We start from the raw sequence: 18,030 nt of genomic DNA, 5'->3' as shown, positions 1-18,030 counted from the left end.
TCCTTCTTTTGTTGATGTCCTGTAATCATAGTCTTAAAGGTCATATTTCATCTCAACACAGGGTAAAGCCGCACCGGCCAGCGCCGAGTGATACAGGCTTTCTTTCACCACGCTAAAACCGTGACGCAGATAAAATCCGCAGGCGTTGGGTGTCGCCGCCAGCGTCAGTTGGCGAAAACCGCGCTGACGCGCCTCCCGCACAATCGCCTGCATAATAGCGCTGGCGTAGCCTTTGCCGTGGCAGGATGGCAGCGTGAAAATGGCTTCAACGCTGCCGTTCGCCAGATCGAGAAAACCGGTGGCGGCAACGCCATGCAGAGGGTCATCAACCACAAAGAAAGGATTACCGCGTATCGCGTCAAAATACCCTTCTGGTAACGGGTCGGGGGTCCAGGCGGCAATCACATCGGCGGGATAGACGGCCTGACAACCGTGGCGAATCGCGAGGTTACGAATACGCCACAGCGCGGCAGCTTCATCAGGACGAGCTAAACGAGGTGTCATGGTTTCTCCTGCTGTGCTTATAATCGAAAAACGCGATCAGGAAGATAATTAAGGTGAGTGATATGCAACTGTTCTCGGCACGACTTTTTCTGCGCCCGGTGGAAATGCAGGACCTGCAAACCTTATTCGCCATTTATGGCGATCCCGGCACCAACATGTTTAATCCCACCGGCCCTTTTCCTGACCTCACCTTTACCGAAGAAGTGTTAACACGCTGGCTGGCGCACTGGCAATCGTATCCGTTTGGCAATTGGGCGATTTGTCTACGCGAGCGATCTCAAGAAGTCGTAGGTTTTGGCGGATTAACGGTGCGGGAGTTTGTCGGCAAGCCGGTGAATAATCTTGGCTACCGGCTGGCAAAAGAGGCATGGGGCAAAGGGTATGCCACTGAATTTGCCCGCACGGTGATTGCCTATGCCTTTGATCATTGCCAGCTGCCAGTGGTTGATGCGGCGGTACGCGAAGATCATCTGGCATCCCAGCAGGTACTGGAAAAGGCGGGGTTGCGCTGTTATGACCGGGTTGAGGACATTCCCGGCGCTCCCGCCAGCCTGGTGTATCAATTGCGTGCGCAAACCTGGCGCGATCAGGGGACGCCAAGGTAACGCAGGATTGCCGTCATTAACGCCGCCCCGATGATCACCACAATCAGCGGTGCTCTGCGCCAGGCAAGGAAGACGGCAAACAGCACACCTGCGATACGGGCAACACCCGCGAAGTGAGTACCTTCAAACAGCGCGGTGGTGACAGCCACTGCCAGCAGCAACACGGTGGCGGCATCGGACAACATGCTGCGCGCGCGTTCGGACATCTGCATGCGGCTGCCGAGACGGAATCCGGCAAAACGGATCAGATAAGTTCCACTCGCCAGCAGCGCGATACCCGCAATGATTAAGCCATTTTCCATTATTTACGCTCCCGCCAGCTCAGCAAACCTAATAAAGAAAACAGCACCGGCATCCCGGCTGGAACAAATGGCGTAGCCAGTACCGAAAGCAATGCTCCGAGCGAAGCCGGGAAGCGCGTGCGGCGCTGGCGCAGCGCCGGGAAAATCAGCGCAATCAGAATGGCGGGAAACACGGCGTCCAGACCAATCGCCGATACATCCGGGATAAAGCGACCAATCACCGCACCGCTGATCACGCTCAGTGGCCAGATGGCGAAAATACCCAGACCGCAAATCCAGTAAGCAGCACGGCGCTGTGCCAGCTTCGGTTGCGAAATGCCAAACACCACGCTTTCATCATTCATGATATGGCAGCCAAACAGCGCGCGACCACCCTGCCCGACCAAATCTTTCACCGCGATGCCAAACGGCAAATGACGCGCATTGACCAGCAATCCGGCGGCGGCCGCCGTGAACGGACTGCCGCCACCGGCGACAATACCAATAAAGAGAAATTCAGATGCCCCCGCCAGCACCAGAGTGGACAGCGCGATCGGCACCCAGAGGGGAAAACCATCCGCTGCCGCCAGCGAGCCATAAGAAAGGCCGACGATTCCATCGGCCAGACAAACGAGAAAAATCGCTTTTATCACCCCTTTATCCAGAGGTACTGCTCCCAGACGCATAATAATTTGATCTCATATCGAACAGGAAAGTCGTTATAATGAACGCCTCAACATTGTTTTACAAGATGAACAATTTGTTCTTTATATCGAACAGGAGTAGCTGTGACCCCGCCGATTGATATTATTGCCGCCGGACTGGTGCGTGAACGCCAGCGTGCCGGTCTTTCATTGACTGAGGTCGCTCGTCGCGCCGGTGTGGCGAAATCGACCCTGTCGCAGCTGGAAGCAGGCAATGGCAATCCCAGTATTGAGACGCTGTGGTCATTATGTGTGGCGCTGAATATTCCCTTCGCGCGCCTGATGGAGCCGGAAGTGAAGCGGTTACAGGTGATTCGTAAAGGTGAAGGAATGGTGATCTCTGCCGAACTGGCGGATTATCAGGCAGCACTGCTGGCGAGTTGCCCGCCAGGTGGGCGTCGCGATCTTTATCTGATCACCAGCCAACCCGGCGCAGCGCGGGCGTCAAAGCCGCATCCGCCCGGCTCGGTGGAACACGTGATCATCGCCCAGGGACGCGCCCTGGTCGGCCCGAGCGATGCACCGGTGCTGCTCGGCCCCGGCGACTACATTTGCTATCCCGCTGACGAGCCGCACCTGTTTGAAGCGCTGGAGCCCAATACCATGGCGGTGCAGCTGTCGGAGCAGAATTGATTTCTGAGAAGTAAAGGTGACGATAATTCATCGCTTTCCATTGCTGATTCATGTCCCCGCAGTAACAGGTGTGTCATTTTCCGGTTGCTCATCAGTGGACGGAGCAAGCGGTGCCTGCGAGACAGGTAATTTTCCTCTAAGTTCTGTGATACGTTCTTTTGAAATCTCAATATCCCTTGAATCCAGGTTGTCTGGTGTGCCTCTTTTTTCCGCATATTCCTCGGCCAGAGTCGTATTGCCATGCTCTTTAACAAAATCATCTACCTCAACTCCATGAGCATTCAGGCGGTTAATTAAATGAGGGGGTAATGCAATGGTGTCACCTGTCCCCATAGCATTTTCCAGTTCCTGCATAAATGCAGCCGTTTGTTCAGGGGTACTGTTCGCAGGCAGCTCCGCTTCCGCTTTCAACGCCCAATACATCCAGTTCAGTTCGGCTCTACTTACCGTTCTTGTTTTAATTTCTTCCATATAAAGATCGTTGGTGTCAATAGCAGGACTAGCCTGCAAAATTTTTCTTACACTCTCAGGCAGCTGAAGGCGTTTGTGTTTATCCAGTCTTTCCATCAGGGAGTGAATCTGCTTAAGCGTTGCGGGAATTTTCTGTCGCCGCTTAAACTGCTCAATATCTTCTTTAATGGCTGATGCACCTCGCGACCCAACCTTAATCTCTTCATAACTGATATTGCCATCTTCAGCTGGGGTTACTGATAATGTTGTTCCATTTCTCTTCAACGAACCATTGATATCAACCCCCTGCGCTCTCAGGAAGTTAATCGTTTCTGGTGTTAAATTGCCTTCCCCTCCGGAGGCGATCAAAGCATCCAGCTCCTGTCCGACATTCGTCCATTTCCTCTCTAGCGCCTGATGGTTGGCCGTCAATTGAGCGACAGTACTTCTGGCATCAATTTTAGCTCTCTCTTCTGCTGGCAAGGTTACATACAATTCTTTGGCTAAATCACTCATCTGATTTTTGCTGATCAGCCAACAGCCTTTAGCCATAGAATATTTCCCATGGTCCTCCATGTATGTTTTTAAATCGAATCGCCCTTCTTTTTTCACTGCATTTTCAAAGTTAGCAGGGAAGCTATAGATCTGAACATCATCACCAACCCCATTATCTTCTGCAGCCATGTCATCAATACGTTTTGTCAAATATGTATGAGCTGCTTGCTGATTAGGGATCGAGTGACCTCTGTATTTCTCAATAAGCGAATTAAGATGGCCTTTGTCCAGTGTGTAATCCGAAACATAGCGATGGTTGGTTGGATTTGAGTGCCCTACCTGTTGCGCAGCCTCTTTGGCTGGCTTTTCGTCGCCATTTGTCAGGATATAAATCCTGGCATTGGATGTAGGCGTTTTAAGCATTCTTACCACTTTTTCTGGCACAGTAACTTTTTCATTCTCTCCCGCTTCGTCTCTTATCTCTCGTAATAAATCGACTGCGCTTTCCATGTTCGATTCATCCAGCTGCTCTGCTTTGACCATAAACCTCAGCTTTTTTAATCGCCATTGATCCAACCTGGAATGCTCGTACCTCACCTCATACTTCGTGTCAGGATTATTATCATCATCAAGTGCATTGCCGGAAAGATAATAATCAATATCGATTCCTGCCTGACGTAAATCTTTGAGTAGTTGATAAGGAATTTGAATCTTTCCACCATTGGCGGTGATTCTTTCAAGCTCCTTTAATTTATCTATAATCCGTTCCTGAAGCTGTGCTTTCTCGAATTTTTTGTAAGCCTCCTGAGCTTCATTCAGGATATCGTTCACGCCATTGGAGTCAAATTCTACCCGGCTATAATCTGTCACACCGTTGACATTAGCGCGCCGACGTGATTCTTCAGAACCATACCTATCCAGTAGTTTTTTAATATCTACTCCAACACTCTCCAGGAATCTTATAGTCTCGGTAGATAACGTATTGGTTTTATTATCATGAAGAAGTCCCTTTCTAATATTACTTAAAACTTGTTGCCAAAGGGTTGAAGGTGTTAATCCTCCCGAGCCATTTTCAGGCGTTGCACTTAGATGATTCTCAGTTGCTAATGCCTGCTCTTCCTTAGGCGCTGACAGGGCATCACTTTGGTTGCTTTTAACCTCTACCCCAAGTTTTTTGGCTAATTTTGTCGTTTCTTCATTGATTTTCTCGCCTGCTTTTTGTGTCGTTATACCCGTATCATTAGAGAACTTCATCCCATCACTAACAAATTTACTTTTCTTACCTAATTTCCCCAGAAGTCTTCCGCCAAGACCATCCGTGATAAGCCCAGAGGTCACATCTATGCCAGTCTGAATCGTTATATTTTTACGCTCCGTTGCATCCGACTCAATAGTATATTTGATAATTCCTTTACCCATTGTCACAACTGCTGACGCCAACATTCCCTGTGGCGTTGTTTTTGGTGCGCCAGACATCCCAATTATAAAGGTGAGGTTATCCGCTATTTTATCAAGTTTTTTAAACAACCTGCTTTTATCTTCTTTATTTGGATCCGCCACCACACGATAAAATTCGTTGTTCTGTGCGGTGAAATAATTTTCGACCAGTTTTGTGTCGTAATTGTCGCCGGTATTTTCTATCGTTACGGTTCGGGTTGGCACTTTCGCAGCATCTTCGCTGGTGCCCTGGGTCATATGCTGGGCAATATAGGTCTGGAGAGCGGCATCTGGCGTGAAGCTATTTCCGTTATTGACCGTACCCGCAGAAGTCCGCAACAGTTTTCCATCATAATCCATGAGTAATAATTTCTTTTCGTTCGGATTATCACCTGGCACTTCCAGGGCGATGACGTCTAATACCGGTTTGCCATTATATTTCAGCGTCGTCACGTGGGTGTTATTGCCGTTCAAAAATTCTCTGATCGCCGTTTTTTCTCCCTCCGACAGCTGCGCTTCTGGGGAAGTCAGCGCGTTTTTAAAGCCCAGCTTAAAGATATTTCGATAAAGCGTTGCCATTTCTGGCGCTCTTGTCCTCATGTCGCGCAAATGATTAGGCCATGTTTCTCTCAGTTTCGCTGCCGAATGTTTAATATGAGGGTTGTTCCTTACATCCAGTCTTCTTTGTTCATCGGTGATAGGCATAACTCCATGAGGATCATTCCTCACGGACTTAAAACCCTTTTGCCCAAACAGCTCCCTGCGAAATTCCGGGTAGGTTTCGGTTGAATCCTTGTCACCCGTACTACCGTGCCATAACACCTCGGCGTTAAATGGAACGTTACCGGTGTAAATATCAATGATGCGCGCCCGCCCCACCACATCGGGCGGCCCCTTGATGATAGTGCTAACGTAACTGTAAGGTGAGGAGATCTTGCCACGCCCCTTGGGGTGTTTATCGAGAATCTTCTGGATATGATTCTCGATAAATTTTCTATAGTCGGCCTTCATCCTGGCATCTATACCGATTTGCGTATCGTTATATTCTTTCTCGGTCACTGTGAATTCGCTGGCGTCGGTGCTGCCGACGGACGTCTTCTGTGCGGCACCCACCAGGGTATCGTTTTCTGCGGCTTCAGGTGCACCGGTTATCGGCGGCTGTATGGCACTGGCATCAGATGTTGCCTGTTCCTTATCGGGCTGTGTACTGCGTTTGCCACGGCTCTTTACCTCCGGCTCCGGTGCTGCACCCTGCGCACCGGAACGGCTGTGCACGGTAGTCGTCCGCGTATCCCACAGCAGCGCCGTGTTTGTTTTCATTTTATTCAGATTAGAGTGGGTGACCTGAGCGTTATCCGGCGTCTGCTTCACGACATCACCGATGATCCGGGTTGCCCCCAGCGCTATACCCTCAGCAACCGTTGTTATTACCAGATCTTCCTTCATCGACTTTATCGCTTTATCCTTCACCGCCGACCAGCCATCACGCTTTATCGCCACCCCGGTGACGACCGTCTGAGCAGCCAGCTGTACCCCTGACGGCACGATGAGTTTGAGCCAGATTTCCACCAGTGACTTGACCATCCTGTCGCGGACAGCATCCTTATCCACGGCCAGCACGTGTCCGTCCACCTGCACCGCGTTGTTGAGTTGCTTGCGCGTCTCGAAGTAGGTGGCCAGTGTGGTTGCCGCCTTGTAAAACGCTTTGGCTATCTTGGCAATATGTACCGCTGCGCCAAACAGCTCCGGCAGTGCCTGCCGCGCCAGCATTTTCCCCGCGCGGCTGACAAAAGCCGATACCGTTTTACCGGCGGATTTATCCATCTTCTGCTGTTCCCAGCTGTGCACAAACTTCATCACCTCCTCCGGCGTCTGGGCCTTCACCGCCGTATCTGCACGACGCATCCCGACCTCCTGCAGCACCCGCCCGGCGAAATCATGCCCCTCCGGGTCCTGAGGCTTGACCAGCAGGCGCCCCATTTCAAGCGCCATCCCGCGCATCACCCGCTCGGATTCTTCGTGGTCTTCAGCCGTGGGGTTCTCCGGCAACAGCATCGCACCACACATATCCACGACTTCAGCACTGAACCTGACAATTTTCGAGTCCCAGGAAAACAGGTCAAAACATTTACCGGTGATCAGCGCCACCTCCACCTCAAACTCGCCCATCGCTGTGCGCATCCCGGCCAGCCCTTCCGTAATGGCGCGCCTTGCCTCCTCATAGGTCTCTTTGTCCCGCAACGCCGCTGACAGCTGCTGGCTCCCGCCCTTGCCTGCCGGACTGACCAGCCGGTCCATCGCCCTGCGTATCTTCCGCGCCTCTTCCTGGCAGCGGTCCACTGACCGGTCACACCGCCTGCGCAGCCTCTCTATCTCCTTATGCTCCTCCGGTGCAGCAAAGGCCGACAGCATCCCGTCCAGGTCCCTGTTCAGTCGCCCGTGCACCAGCGCCAGCTTCTCCATCTCGCCTTCTGCTGTCTTCTGCGCCTTCTCCAGCGCGACCATCTTCTCCTTACGATGCTGCGCGACCCTCTCCGCAGGCTTATCCTCCCTGATTTTCCTGTTTCTGTCGGCATGCAGACGCGTCACATCCGGCTTCTTCTCCGCGGCTTCCATTGCGGCAAACGCCAGCTTCTCGGTAGCGCGGCAAACCCTCAGCATCATGCCCAGCGGGCCGCGTGCGGCTCCCCGCATCAGCACGTTGAACTCGCTGCGTTTTGCCCCCTGTTTGTAATGGGCGTAGACATTCTGCACGCTGCGAACCCCTTTGCCTGTCAGGTGTCCCAGCGCCGACAGCACGTCCGCCGTCTTGTCATCCTGTTTGCCCAGCCAGCGCGCGGCCCTGCTGTGGTCCAGCGCCCGCAGCAGGAATTCCAGCACATCATCCGGCAGCGGGTCTTTCATTTCATTACGCAGCGTATTCATGTTACCCGCCAGCAGACCCACCCGGCTTTTCAGCTGTTTCAGTGCGTCATGCATGGCTGTTTTCTCCAGCCCGGAGAACTGAACTTTTGCCAGAGGCTTCTGATGCTTTTTCAGCTTTTCCAGTGCCTTTTTGACATCATTCATGACGGAATTCAGCGCCTTCTCCGCCAGCACGCGCGCCTCCTTCCCACCCGCTTTCCCTCCATGTACCACTGGCCCAATGGTCACTGCATTCTGCAGGGCGGCTGACAGGTTGCACAGATCACCCGCTGACTTGCGCAGCGCCATGATGACCTCTTCCTTACTTTCGCCCGCCACAGACATCGCCTGCGCCGTCAGGTGACACATCGTCTCCAGTGCTGCTGCCGCGTCCCGGACAAGAGGGAGGCCGCTCCCGCGGCATTCCTTCATCACGGCTTCTGCTTCTTTCTGCAGCCACACCTGCTCCGTCCGCATTTCCCTCAGATAGAGCGGACGTGCATTGCTTATCGCCTGCTCCGTTATACGGCACCCGGATTCCAGCGCTGAGAAAGTGTCATTCAGCCGCTTATGCAGGGGGTCCTGTTCCGGCCATGACGCTTTATCTGTGGTCTCCGCCACGGCCTTCCAGAGATGCTCAAAACGGGTCTCTTCCCGCGCGCGCTGCAGATCGCGCAGGATTGCTTCTGGCCCGACAGGCAGCGCCAGGGCGTTTCCAGTCATCCTGAATTCCACCACCCCGGCCAGCAGGGTATCCGCCTTTTCCAGCGCCTCCGCCAGTTTGCACAATGAATGCACTGCATTCTTCATACCCACATTCTGATCACCCGTCGGCACATCGTTCTTTGGTTTGTATGATGACAGTTCCTGGCACAGCAGCTGCAGCGATGCGCCGGCATGGCGCGTATCCGGCATCCATTCCCGTTCCGCCAGGTCCACCGTTTTCTCCTGCAGACGCGGCATATCCACCGTCAGGTATTCGCGGTTTTTCCCCAGGCGGCGGAACTCCTTCAGCTTCTCCAGACCCTCTTTCCATTTTTCCATCTCCGGAACCGCCGTCTCAGGTTCCTCCTCCATTGGCAGACAGTTTTTCTCCAGCTTCAGCAGCGCGTCAGCCAGCGTCTTCAACTCCTTCTCCGTCAGAGTTTCCTCCTGCCCGTAAAGCAGTGACGACAGTGGAACCAGCCCTCCTTCTTCCTGATGAACCGGTGGCCTGTAGCTCAGCCCGGTCTCGGCCTGCAGCCAGTGCCCCACTTCATACGTGCACAACGATGCAAATGTTCCACTGATAAAACTGTTGTCGGACCAGTCGAGTGTATTCTCACTGGCAAAACGGATGCTGCTGTTCAGGGTCTGCAGGGCGGATTTATCGCATGGGGGAGAGTACTGCTCGCTGGCCGGCGTGGGTGGGCTGGCCAGGTCGGTTGTCGTTATCGGTGAAAGATTGCTGGTGTTGTTTACGCTGCTGATCATGGAAATCCCTGAGGTTTAAAAAAAAGATCAATCAGGGGGAGATTACCGGTAACAGTCCAGAGGGATTATCGGGAATAGACATAAACTATCGAATTTTGCTCAACTGACAGGCAAACCTGTTTTTTATCTGATTGCCAATAAACAGAAGAAACCCACCAAATTCGAAAGCCCGCAAAAAAAATATCGCTAGATTAGGGTTGAAGAGAGCCAGAAAAGGTTTTCCAGCAACGTTCAACCGCAGGCGAAATATCAGGAAACGCCTGCCACTATCTATGGAGAGAATATCTATCGATGAAAATGTTTTTAACTCTGCCACTGGTGGCATTCACTGTTGCCAGCCATGCTTCAGAGCAAACCCAAAGCTGTGAACAAAGAGAAGCAGCGCTGCAGCGCCAGATGGGGTATGCGCAGGAATATAACAACAGGCATGAAATTGCCGGGCTGGAACGCGCCATCACCGAAGTGAAAAGGCATTGCCGTAATTCGGCTTCGCGTAATGGTAATGCAGAAGACATTCGCCGCCGGGAACGTGAAGTAAAAGAACTGCGTCAGAAACTGGCCGATGCCGAGGATGCACTCGACGACGCCCGAAATAACTAACCTCAGGAGCGTTAAACGGCGGAGTGATACTCCGCCGCTGAACAATTATTTCGCGGTGTACGGTTCACCACCGACATGGACTTTATAAATACGGAAATTGGGTACCGGTGGATTAGTAAAATTCATCTCCCCCCCTACCCAGCTGTTGAGGTGGTTACTGACGAAGTAAAGGTCGCCATGCGGTCCCCAGCCGATGGTATCCGGCCAGGCGATGGCGTCGCTGGTCACCAGCGGGGTGACTTTGCCGGTTTTCACATCACGCTTCATCAGGCCATTGAGCATCAGCGCAGTGAGATACAGATTGCCCTGGCGATCCGCAGTGATGCCGTCGGTATTCGACGGTAACACCGTATCCACTTTGATCGCCTGCTCGATCTGCGCTTCGCTGCTATTGAAGTTGCGCAGCACAGCGGTGGGCACTTTCATCAAACGATTGCCTGTCAGATTGGTCCAGTAAAGGGTTTTCTTATCACCGGACAACGCAATACCGTCGGCACCGGTCAGCATCGGATTGGCTTTTCCGTCTTTATCCTTCAGCACTTTTTCACCGTGAATACTGAAGGTAAAACCAGGCTGGTCATTAACCCATTCAGGCGCAGAAAGTACCCGTTTCGCCACGCCGGTCTTCATGTTGTACACCAGCAAACCGCCTTTCAGCGGATGGCACATAATGCCGGAATCGGTGATATAAACCACGCCAGCGTCATTATCTACCGCCACGTCATTGAGGAATGAACAGGTAAAATCGACCTGATCGTTGGTAAAGGTGTAACGCGCCACTTCCTTGTTTTTGTTTAAATCCCATGCCACCAGCTTTTCATCACCGGGTTTATTAGGCGCACCGGCAATGTGGCCCTGATCGAGAATCCACATTACGTTATGACGGTCGATCTCAAATCCCAGCACCGCCTTTAAACCCTGCGGATTATGTACATCGTTCATCGCTTCGCTGGGGAAAGGTTTCAGCATCCATTGCCCCTCCTTTTTCACCAGTTTTGACAGCGTCGCCGGGACTTCCGGGCCGCCCCAGCGCGCAGTGCTGACATACAGGTTGCCATGCGCATCGACTTTAACGCCATGCAACATCGCTTTGGTGTCGTTTTTTTGCCATGCCGCAGCGGCAGCAGGGTCGCTCAGGTCATAAGGCAGACGGTTCCACTCCGCGACCACATCCAGTTTGGGTGGTGTCGCCGCCAGAGCTGAAAATCCAGCCCCGCTCGCCGTGAGTAACAGCATCAGCGCAGAAAGCTTTTTGAGTGAGTATGAGGGAGATGCATAGAACATAATTTTACCCCTGAAGGATGGTTTTATTGTGGTTATGTGTCGATTTCTGACATGTCAGAATCTAGCATCCTCTGTTATCGGGTAAAGGGGCCATTTGGTAATTTTGCCTGTTGCTTCACAAAATCCACGGCAGTCATCAGCTGCGGTTATAGCGACCATCAGCGGGAATGATATGTGATCCTGACCGCTGTTCTGGTTTCTTTTAGCACGTTACCTGGTGTGTTTCGTTGCAAAATTTCAGCACCCGTCAATATCTATCTTAATGAATATTAATAAATTTATCATCTAACATGTTAGTTATGATTTTGCGTATTTTAACCCTGATTGCAAGATCTGTGCTCAAAGCCACTACCACCCGTGACAGCCATCACACTAAATCGCGATCTGCTGCACTTTTTGTGATCGATTTAGCAAAGAACTAACATACACCTAACTTTAATCCTGCCACCTGATAGATTTGTGACATGTCAGATTTATCACCCAGTGACATTCAGCGCGAAGTTAACGTAAACAGCTGGCGAGGTATTACCTCAACCTCGCCCGGCATACCCCCCCACTAGGGATCAAACGTTTTCTTTTCGCAGCTTCTCACGCTGTCATTCAATCGTATAAGAATCAGGAAAGCAGCCATGAGTACTTTGACACAGAGTAAAACGCGCAATGTCGTGAACGACATTGAGCACACCACTATCCGCAGAATCATCACCATGCTGGTGCCACTGATGGTGGCGATGTATGTAGTGGCCTATATCGATCGGCAAAATATCAGTTTTGCCAAATTGCAGATGGTCAGCAGCCTCGGCTGGAGCGAGTCGGCATTTGGTCTCGGCGCGTCGTTGTTCTTTATTGGTTATCTGGTTTTTAGCGTTCCAGGCAACCTGATCCTGTCGAAGGTCGGTGCCAAACGCTGGTTTGCCCTCAGCCTTGCGGCCTGGGGCATCATCACCATTGCCCTCGCCTTTACACAAAGCCTGACCATGTTCTACAGCCTGCGTTTTGTGCTCGGGCTGGCGGAAGCCAGTTTCTATCCGGGCCTGATTTATTACTCAACACAGTGGTTCCCGATTAAATACCGTCCGCGTATCGTCGGTTTCCTCGTCACCGCCAGCATGTTCGCCAATATGATTGGTGCCCCGCTCAACGGTGCGCTGCTCAGCATGCACGGCATTATGGGTTATGAAGGCTGGCAATGGCTGTTCCTGATCACCGGCCTGCTGGCGATTATCCTCATCGTTCCGGTGCTGTTCTGGTTCCCGATTAGCCCGGCGCACGCCACGTTCCTGTCAACCGAGCAAAAGCAGTGGCTATCGCAACGGCTGGAGGACGAACGCCGTCAGGAAACGGATAAATCTGTCGATACGCTGTTCAAGTCGCTGACCGATAAACGCGTGCTGGCGCTGGCGCTGGTGTATGGCTTTATCTGCTTCGGCGCTTATGGCATCAGCTACTGGATGCCGACCATCGTGAAATCCTTCGGGGTTTCCGATATGACCAACGGATTCGTCAATATGATCCCCTGGGCGATGGTGATGATTATGCTGCGCTGGCTGACACAGAAGCCGGAACGTACTAATAACCCGTTTATCAACGTCGCGCTGCCGATGTTTACCTCTGCTGCCTGCCTTATTGGTTCGGTTTGGTTCGCCAGCCAGCCGGTCATCAGCTTTGCCTTTATTTGCGGCGTGGTGTTATCGGTATTCGCTATCCAGCCCTGCTTCTGGAATCTGACCAAATTCCTCTCCGGTGCTTCAGCGGCTGCGGGTATCGCCATCATTAACTCGCTGGCCAACCTCGGTGGTTTCTTCGCGCAAAACACCATCCCGCTGGTACGCGATCAAATGCAAAGCGCCACCGCGCCGATGGTCTATCTCAGCATCGTCATGCTGGTGGGGGGGATCTGCACCATGATGATCATCAAATGGCTGCAACGTCAGCGCGAACCGAGTGTCGCACCGATGCCAGGTCACTAATCTAACATTTCAGAATTAATCAATAAAACGTGATGTGAGTCACCAATATCAGACATTAATGTTGCTGATACCGATACTCATCGTCAATATTCGACAAAACTAACATGTCAGTTTAAGAAGGTTGTCATGAAAAAGATTGTGGTTCTTGAACCGGGTTATGTGCATTACCGTGAAGAAGAAGCCATTCTCGCCGCTTTTCATCCGCAATTTGTGGTGATCCCTGCCAACACCGCGCGGGATGCGCTGCTGGAACAGTTGCGGGATGCCGATGCCGTGATGCTGCGTGAAGCACGCCTCGACAGCGGCATGATCGCCGCTCTCGATAAATGCCAGGCGGTGGTGCGTTACGGCGTCGGGGTGGATAACGTCGATCTCGTCGCGGCCAAAGAGAAAGGGATTTACGTCGCAAACGTACCGGATTACGGATCGGAAGACGTCGCCGAACACGCGCTGGCCTTGCTGCTGGCCGCTACTCGCCGCATTACCTCACGCAATCAGCAGGTTCATCAGGGCCTGTGGAACATCGGCCAGACTGAACCCATGTTCCGCATGAGTGGCAAAGTGCTCGGCGTGGTGGGCTTTGGCCGTATCGCCCGCTGCCTGGCGGCGAAAGCACGCGGCATCGGTTTCCGTTCGCTGCTGGTGTGCGATCCGCTGCTGGATACGCAGGCCGCTGAAGATGCCGGGGTGGTGAGCGTGTCACTGGAGACATTGTGTCGTGAAGCCGACTTTATCTCCCTGCATGTCCCGTTGTCAGAGAAGACCCGTCATCTGATCGGGGCGGACCAACTGGCGATGATGAAACCCACCAGCGTACTGGTGAACACCTCTCGCGGTGGCCTGATCGATGAAACCGCCCTGTTCCAGGCACTGCAACATCGTCAGCTGTTTGCTGCCGGGCTTGATGTGTTTGAGCAGGAACCGATCCGTGCCGACCATCCGCTCCTGACCTTACCTAACGTGATTTGTACCGACCATACCGCCTGGTTCACTGAGGAATCGGTAATTGAACTGCAACGCAAAGCCGCGCAGGAAGTGCTGCGTGTCTTTGAAGGCAACAAACCCCTGAATTGGGTGAATCGTTAAGCACCCGCCCTGCCAAGAGGATAGAGAAGATGTATAGCAACGAGATTATTGAAGGTTATCGCGCGATTTTTTCCACCGCTTCGATTGCGGATGCCTGCGACCAGATTGTGGGTAAAACCATGTTCCTGCCGTTTGAGGTGAAGAACCGTATCAACGACAAAAAGATTGTCGGCCCGGCGGTGACCATCCTCGAAGATGTCACTGATGAAAAACTACCGCCGCAGCATGCGCTGGATGCCATTGATGAGTCAGAAGCCGGTTCCGTGATTGTGATTGGCGGCAGCCCGGCACTGGAGAACGTCGCCGTGTGGGGTGGCCTGATGACCGCGGGCGCGGTGGCGAATAAGCATGAAGGCGCAGTGCTGATGGGTGGCGTGCGTGACTTAACCGAGATCCGCCGTGATTACGATTTCCCTGTGTTTGCCAAAACCGTGACCCCTGGCACCACGCTGGGGCGCTTCAAAACTCTGGACGCCAATGTCGCCCTGACCCTCGGCGAGGTGACGATTCACCCAGGTGATTTGATTGTCGGTGATGTCGATGGCGTGGTGTGTGTGCCACAGGCCCAGGTTGCAGCAGTCCTGGAACTGTCCAAATCCATCGATCAGCGCGAGCTGGAACAGGCCAAACTGATTATCCAGTCAGGATCGCTGCGTGAAGGGCTGGCCAAATACGGCCGCATTTAACCGTGATAAGCGGCCACGGCACCGTGGCCGCCTGACAGGATCAACAACATGAAAGATTTGGATATTCTCTCCTTCGGTGAACCGCTCTACGAATTCAGCCAGTTACCGGGAGCACAACAACCGGTCAGCTATCTGAGCGGTTATGGCGGTGACACCTCAAATTTTGCCGTCAGCGCCGCGCGTCAGGGAGCGAAAGTGGCGATGTTTACGCAGCTCGGCAACGATGTCTTTGGTGATCAGTTTGTCGCTTTGTGGCAGCAGGAAAACGTGCGTTGCAACTGGGTGCTGCGCCATGCCGAGGCCCCTACCGGCATCTACTTTATTAGTCACGATGAACGTGGTCACCATTTTACCTTCTACCGGAAAGGTTCCGCCGCTTCGCGCCTCCGTCCGCAGGATCTACCGGAAGCTGCCATCGCAGCAGCGCGTCTGCTGCATACTTCGGCGATTACCCTGGCAATCAGCGACAGCGCCTGTGACAGCGTTTTTGCCGCACTGGAACTGGCGCGCAAACATCAAACCCTCACCTCATTTGATACCAATCTGCGCCTGAAACTATGGCCGCTGGCACGAGCGCGTGCAGTGATCCACGAAGTCGCACGCCTGGTGGATATTTGCCTGCCAAGCCTCGATGAGGCCCGTTTGCTGACCGGATTACAGGATGCCGATGCCATCGCCGATTTCTATCTGCATCTCGGCGTCAAACAGGTAGTACTGAAAATGGGTAGTGAAGGCGCGATGTACGCCAGCGCCAATGAGCGCGTAGTCGCGGCGGGCCATAAAGTCGCAACCGTCGATGCTACCGGTGCCGGTGACTGCTTCTCCGGCGCTTTTCTCACCCGGTTGCTGGCGGGCGATGCGCCACAAAACGCCTTACTTTATGCCAACGCTGCCGCCGCACTAACCACCACTGGCTATGGTGCTGTGGCACCGATCCCTGACCGTAGCCAGGTTGATACCTTCCTCCACGCCGCACGTTAAGTGTGCCAGCCTGCCCATGAAACCCGCAGGCTGGCATTTTTGCTACAAACTGACTTCAGCTGGCATCACGACTTTCTTCGCCTTCGGTTTCAGCCCGAATAACATCGAGGTAAAGCGTGAGCGTTTTATCAGCCAATAACACAGGGTACTCACCGCAATCCCGATGGCGCAGTTAATCAGCACATAGATGATCGACAGGTTGGCCGGCAGCCAGACATCCATCAGCCACGAGAAGGTGATCACCACCGGATAATGCAACAGATAGATGACCAGTGCGGAATCCACCACCCCCGTCAGCAAACGGTTTTCTTTCAGCGGCAAACGCTCGAAGGTGAACACCAGCCAGTAAGAAAGCACGACCGACAACACACTGCCCATCAGCACCGGAAGATACTTCACAGCGCTGGCAATATGCTGATGCGCAACCACATAGAATCCCAGCCAGGTAGCCAGCGCGATAGCCGCGATCAGCCACTTATTGAGCAGCCAGCAATCCGCATATGCCACAATTTTCTCTCTGTTGACATACAGCGCATAGCCAGCAGCGTAATAAACCAGAAAACGTGCGGTAACCGGGATCAATTCAATAAACTCGCCCTGCCCTTTAACCAAAAACTTGAGAAAAAAGCAGGCATTACCCAGCAGGATCAGGGTCGTTAGCAACATTGGCAGCGATAATTTGCCCAATTGCCGCGAGGCGAATTGATAAAAACGTCCCGGAATCACCATCGACATGACCGACAGTGAAACCAGAAACCACAGGTGATGCATCCATAAATAACTGTGTAACCAACCCGTTAAGGATAAGGGTGTGCCTTTCATTTGCCCGGCAATCACATACATTAACGGGGGAATCAGCAACCAGGCCGTGATCAGTGGCGTAAGCACCCGTTTGCGACGATTCTCAAGGAAAATCTTTTGACCTTTGCGTAATACAATTAATGCCGCAAACATTCCCGAAAGAAAGAAAAACACTTCCATTCTGAATGTATGAAACATACTCAGAAAAGCAGTAAATAACTCAGAGGGATCGCGCTGCGCGACATAATACCAGCCATTTTCACCTGGCAGGCTTCTTGATGCATGCAGAAGCACACCTTCCAGAATTAATCCTGCGCGCAGCAGGTCGAGGCCAATATTTCGGCCAGAGAGAAATGATTGTGTATTCACGTTCGCACCTTCAGTGATGAATTATTTAAAGGGGAAATGACCTCACTCGAAATAATGCTAACATTTCACTCTCTCATTGACAGTTCGTTTACACAGTTTAAGAAAATCGCTATTGCATAAAATTAAAATCGTGTAACATCGTTAACATTGCGGAAAATAAACGCACCCGATAAATCGAGATATCCTGATATTTTTTGGCCCCTGACCGGATGGCAATCCACTCATTAAACGAATGATTTACCTGGCATGACGTTATCTTGTTCATTGATTAACGATCAATTTATTTATAGATATTTCGCAATGAAAATATAAAGATAATGCAATCATTATTTAATCAACAGAAAAACAAAAACGCCTTACAATGCAACAACTAAAAAATATCAACCACTTGATTTTAATCAAAATAAACACCTTACATTAATGACGCTCGAATTCACTTTATTTTTAATTTCTTTAGGAGTGTTCTGATGGCACTTTAGCTACCGTCATATGGCATATATACTCGAAATATTAGATGTTTTCACATCCCGTAACTAAAGGCGCAACCGTCATGAAACCGAAGCTGTTTCACATCGGAATATTGTTCTCATCGTTCACAGCAATCAATCCGGCCATATCTGCCAATGGTACTACCAATAATAATTTCATTATTGAAGCTTACGGTGGTTCGAGCACCCAGGGGGCGATGGCCGTTCGGGAAAACGGTAAGGTTCATCCTATTTTCATAAAAAATAATGAAATAGGCCTTATTAACCAATTCATCAAAG

13 protein-coding genes and 1 pseudogene are annotated in these 18,030 nt (G+C 52.0%); 8 read left to right on the top strand and 6 right to left on the bottom strand.

The window, feature by feature from the left end; translation table 11 throughout:
* Positions 1–33: 33 nt before the first annotated feature.
* Positions 34–504: a GNAT family N-acetyltransferase gene (locus tag HA50_RS28105; RefSeq protein ID WP_084880363.1), complete on the bottom strand. Its 471-nt coding sequence runs from the start codon at positions 502–504 to the stop codon at positions 34–36.
* A gap of 62 nt (positions 505–566) precedes the next feature.
* On the opposite strand from HA50_RS28105, the gene HA50_RS28100 reads away from it, so the two are divergent.
* The gene (locus tag HA50_RS28100; RefSeq protein WP_084880360.1) at positions 567–1,109 is read left to right on the top strand and encodes a GNAT family N-acetyltransferase; all 543 of its coding nucleotides are present in this window, start codon (positions 567–569) and stop codon (positions 1,107–1,109) included.
* On the opposite strand, the gene HA50_RS28095 is transcribed toward HA50_RS28100, so the two are convergent.
* Positions 1,091–1,411 carry an AzlD domain-containing protein gene (locus HA50_RS28095; protein ID WP_084880357.1) on the bottom strand — a complete coding sequence of 107 codons (321 nt, stop codon included), beginning with the start codon at positions 1,409–1,411 and terminating at the stop codon, positions 1,091–1,093. The two genes, HA50_RS28100 and HA50_RS28095, sit on opposite strands and share 19 nt — an antisense overlap.
* The gene (locus HA50_RS28090) at positions 1,411–2,076 is read right to left on the bottom strand and encodes an AzlC family ABC transporter permease (protein ID WP_084880355.1); all 666 of its coding nucleotides are present in this window, start codon (positions 2,074–2,076) and stop codon (positions 1,411–1,413) included. The genes HA50_RS28095 and HA50_RS28090 overlap by 1 nt, the downstream gene beginning before the upstream one ends.
* Positions 2,077–2,178: 102 nt before the next feature.
* On the opposite strand from HA50_RS28090, the gene HA50_RS28085 reads away from it, so the two are divergent.
* Entirely contained in the window at positions 2,179–2,727 is a 549-nt protein-coding gene (locus HA50_RS28085; protein ID WP_084880352.1) for a helix-turn-helix domain-containing protein, read from the top strand.
* 48 nt (positions 2,728–2,775) lie between these two features.
* Here HA50_RS28085 and HA50_RS28080 read toward each other — a convergent pair whose 3' ends face one another.
* On the bottom strand, positions 2,776–9,486 hold the full coding sequence (locus HA50_RS28080) for a hypothetical protein (protein ID WP_084880349.1): 6,711 nt from the start codon (positions 9,484–9,486) through the stop codon (positions 2,776–2,778).
* Positions 9,487–9,777: 291 nt separating this feature from the next.
* On the opposite strand from HA50_RS28080, the gene HA50_RS28075 reads away from it, so the two are divergent.
* Positions 9,778–10,086 (top strand): DUF1090 family protein, encoded by a 309-nt coding sequence (locus tag HA50_RS28075; protein WP_084880346.1) that lies wholly within the window; start codon positions 9,778–9,780, stop codon positions 10,084–10,086.
* Positions 10,087–10,131: 45 nt separating this feature from the next.
* Here HA50_RS28075 and HA50_RS28070 read toward each other — a convergent pair whose 3' ends face one another.
* Positions 10,132–11,370: an L-dopachrome tautomerase-related protein gene (locus tag HA50_RS28070; protein ID WP_084880342.1), complete on the bottom strand. Its 1,239-nt coding sequence runs from the start codon at positions 11,368–11,370 to the stop codon at positions 10,132–10,134.
* A gap of 629 nt (positions 11,371–11,999) precedes the next feature.
* Here HA50_RS28070 and HA50_RS28065 point away from each other — a divergent pair.
* The 4 genes from HA50_RS28065 to HA50_RS28050 all read left to right on the top strand — a co-directional run bounded on the left by HA50_RS28065 (position 12,000) and on the right by HA50_RS28050 (position 16,093).
* Positions 12,000–13,340: an MFS transporter gene (locus HA50_RS28065; RefSeq protein ID WP_084880340.1), complete on the top strand. Its 1,341-nt coding sequence runs from the start codon at positions 12,000–12,002 to the stop codon at positions 13,338–13,340.
* Positions 13,341–13,466: 126 nt separating this feature from the next.
* Entirely contained in the window at positions 13,467–14,426 is a 960-nt protein-coding gene (locus tag HA50_RS28060; RefSeq protein ID WP_084880337.1) for a C-terminal binding protein, read from the top strand.
* Positions 14,427–14,455: 29 nt separating this feature from the next.
* On the top strand, positions 14,456–15,112 hold the full coding sequence (locus HA50_RS28055; RefSeq protein WP_084880334.1) for an RraA family protein: 657 nt from the start codon (positions 14,456–14,458) through the stop codon (positions 15,110–15,112).
* Between the two features lie 48 nt (positions 15,113–15,160).
* Positions 15,161–16,093, top strand: coding sequence for a sugar kinase (locus tag HA50_RS28050; protein WP_084880331.1), 933 nt, complete (start codon positions 15,161–15,163; stop codon positions 16,091–16,093).
* A 42-nt stretch (positions 16,094–16,135) separates the two neighbouring features.
* On the opposite strand, the gene HA50_RS28045 is transcribed toward HA50_RS28050, so the two are convergent.
* Positions 16,136–17,263, bottom strand: a complete 1,128-nt coding sequence (locus HA50_RS28045; protein WP_084880329.1) for an acyltransferase family protein — start codon at positions 17,261–17,263, stop codon at positions 16,136–16,138.
* Between the two features lie 550 nt (positions 17,264–17,813).
* Between HA50_RS28045 and HA50_RS28040 the strand changes: the two are divergent.
* A pseudogene (locus tag HA50_RS28040) lies at positions 17,814–18,030 on the top strand (SGNH/GDSL hydrolase family protein); the annotation flags it as partial.

The organism is Pantoea cypripedii, from assembly GCF_002095535.1.
In the GTDB taxonomy this organism is placed as follows: Bacteria; Pseudomonadota; Gammaproteobacteria; order Enterobacterales; family Enterobacteriaceae; genus Pantoea; species Pantoea cypripedii.
Note: the sequence above shows the minus strand (reverse complement) of the source record. Positions and strands in the feature narration are given on the sequence as shown.

Coding starts and splice junctions, on each gene's coding strand:
- HA50_RS28105 (WP_084880363.1), bottom strand. CDS start 504: ATGACACCTCGTTTAGCTCGTCCTGATGAAGCTGCCGCGCTGTGGCGT.
- HA50_RS28100 (WP_084880360.1), top strand. CDS start 567: ATGCAACTGTTCTCGGCACGACTTTTTCTGCGCCCGGTGGAAATGCAG.
- HA50_RS28095 (WP_084880357.1), bottom strand. CDS start 1,411: ATGGAAAATGGCTTAATCATTGCGGGTATCGCGCTGCTGGCGAGTGGA.
- HA50_RS28090 (WP_084880355.1), bottom strand. CDS start 2,076: ATGCGTCTGGGAGCAGTACCTCTGGATAAAGGGGTGATAAAAGCGATT.
- HA50_RS28080 (WP_084880349.1), bottom strand. CDS start 9,486: ATGATCAGCAGCGTAAACAACACCAGCAATCTTTCACCGATAACGACA.
- HA50_RS28075 (WP_084880346.1), top strand. CDS start 9,778: ATGAAAATGTTTTTAACTCTGCCACTGGTGGCATTCACTGTTGCCAGC.
- HA50_RS28070 (WP_084880342.1), bottom strand. CDS start 11,370: ATGTTCTATGCATCTCCCTCATACTCACTCAAAAAGCTTTCTGCGCTG.
- HA50_RS28065 (WP_084880340.1), top strand. CDS start 12,000: ATGAGTACTTTGACACAGAGTAAAACGCGCAATGTCGTGAACGACATT.
- HA50_RS28060 (WP_084880337.1), top strand. CDS start 13,467: ATGAAAAAGATTGTGGTTCTTGAACCGGGTTATGTGCATTACCGTGAA.
- HA50_RS28055 (WP_084880334.1), top strand. CDS start 14,456: ATGTATAGCAACGAGATTATTGAAGGTTATCGCGCGATTTTTTCCACC.
- HA50_RS28050 (WP_084880331.1), top strand. CDS start 15,161: ATGAAAGATTTGGATATTCTCTCCTTCGGTGAACCGCTCTACGAATTC.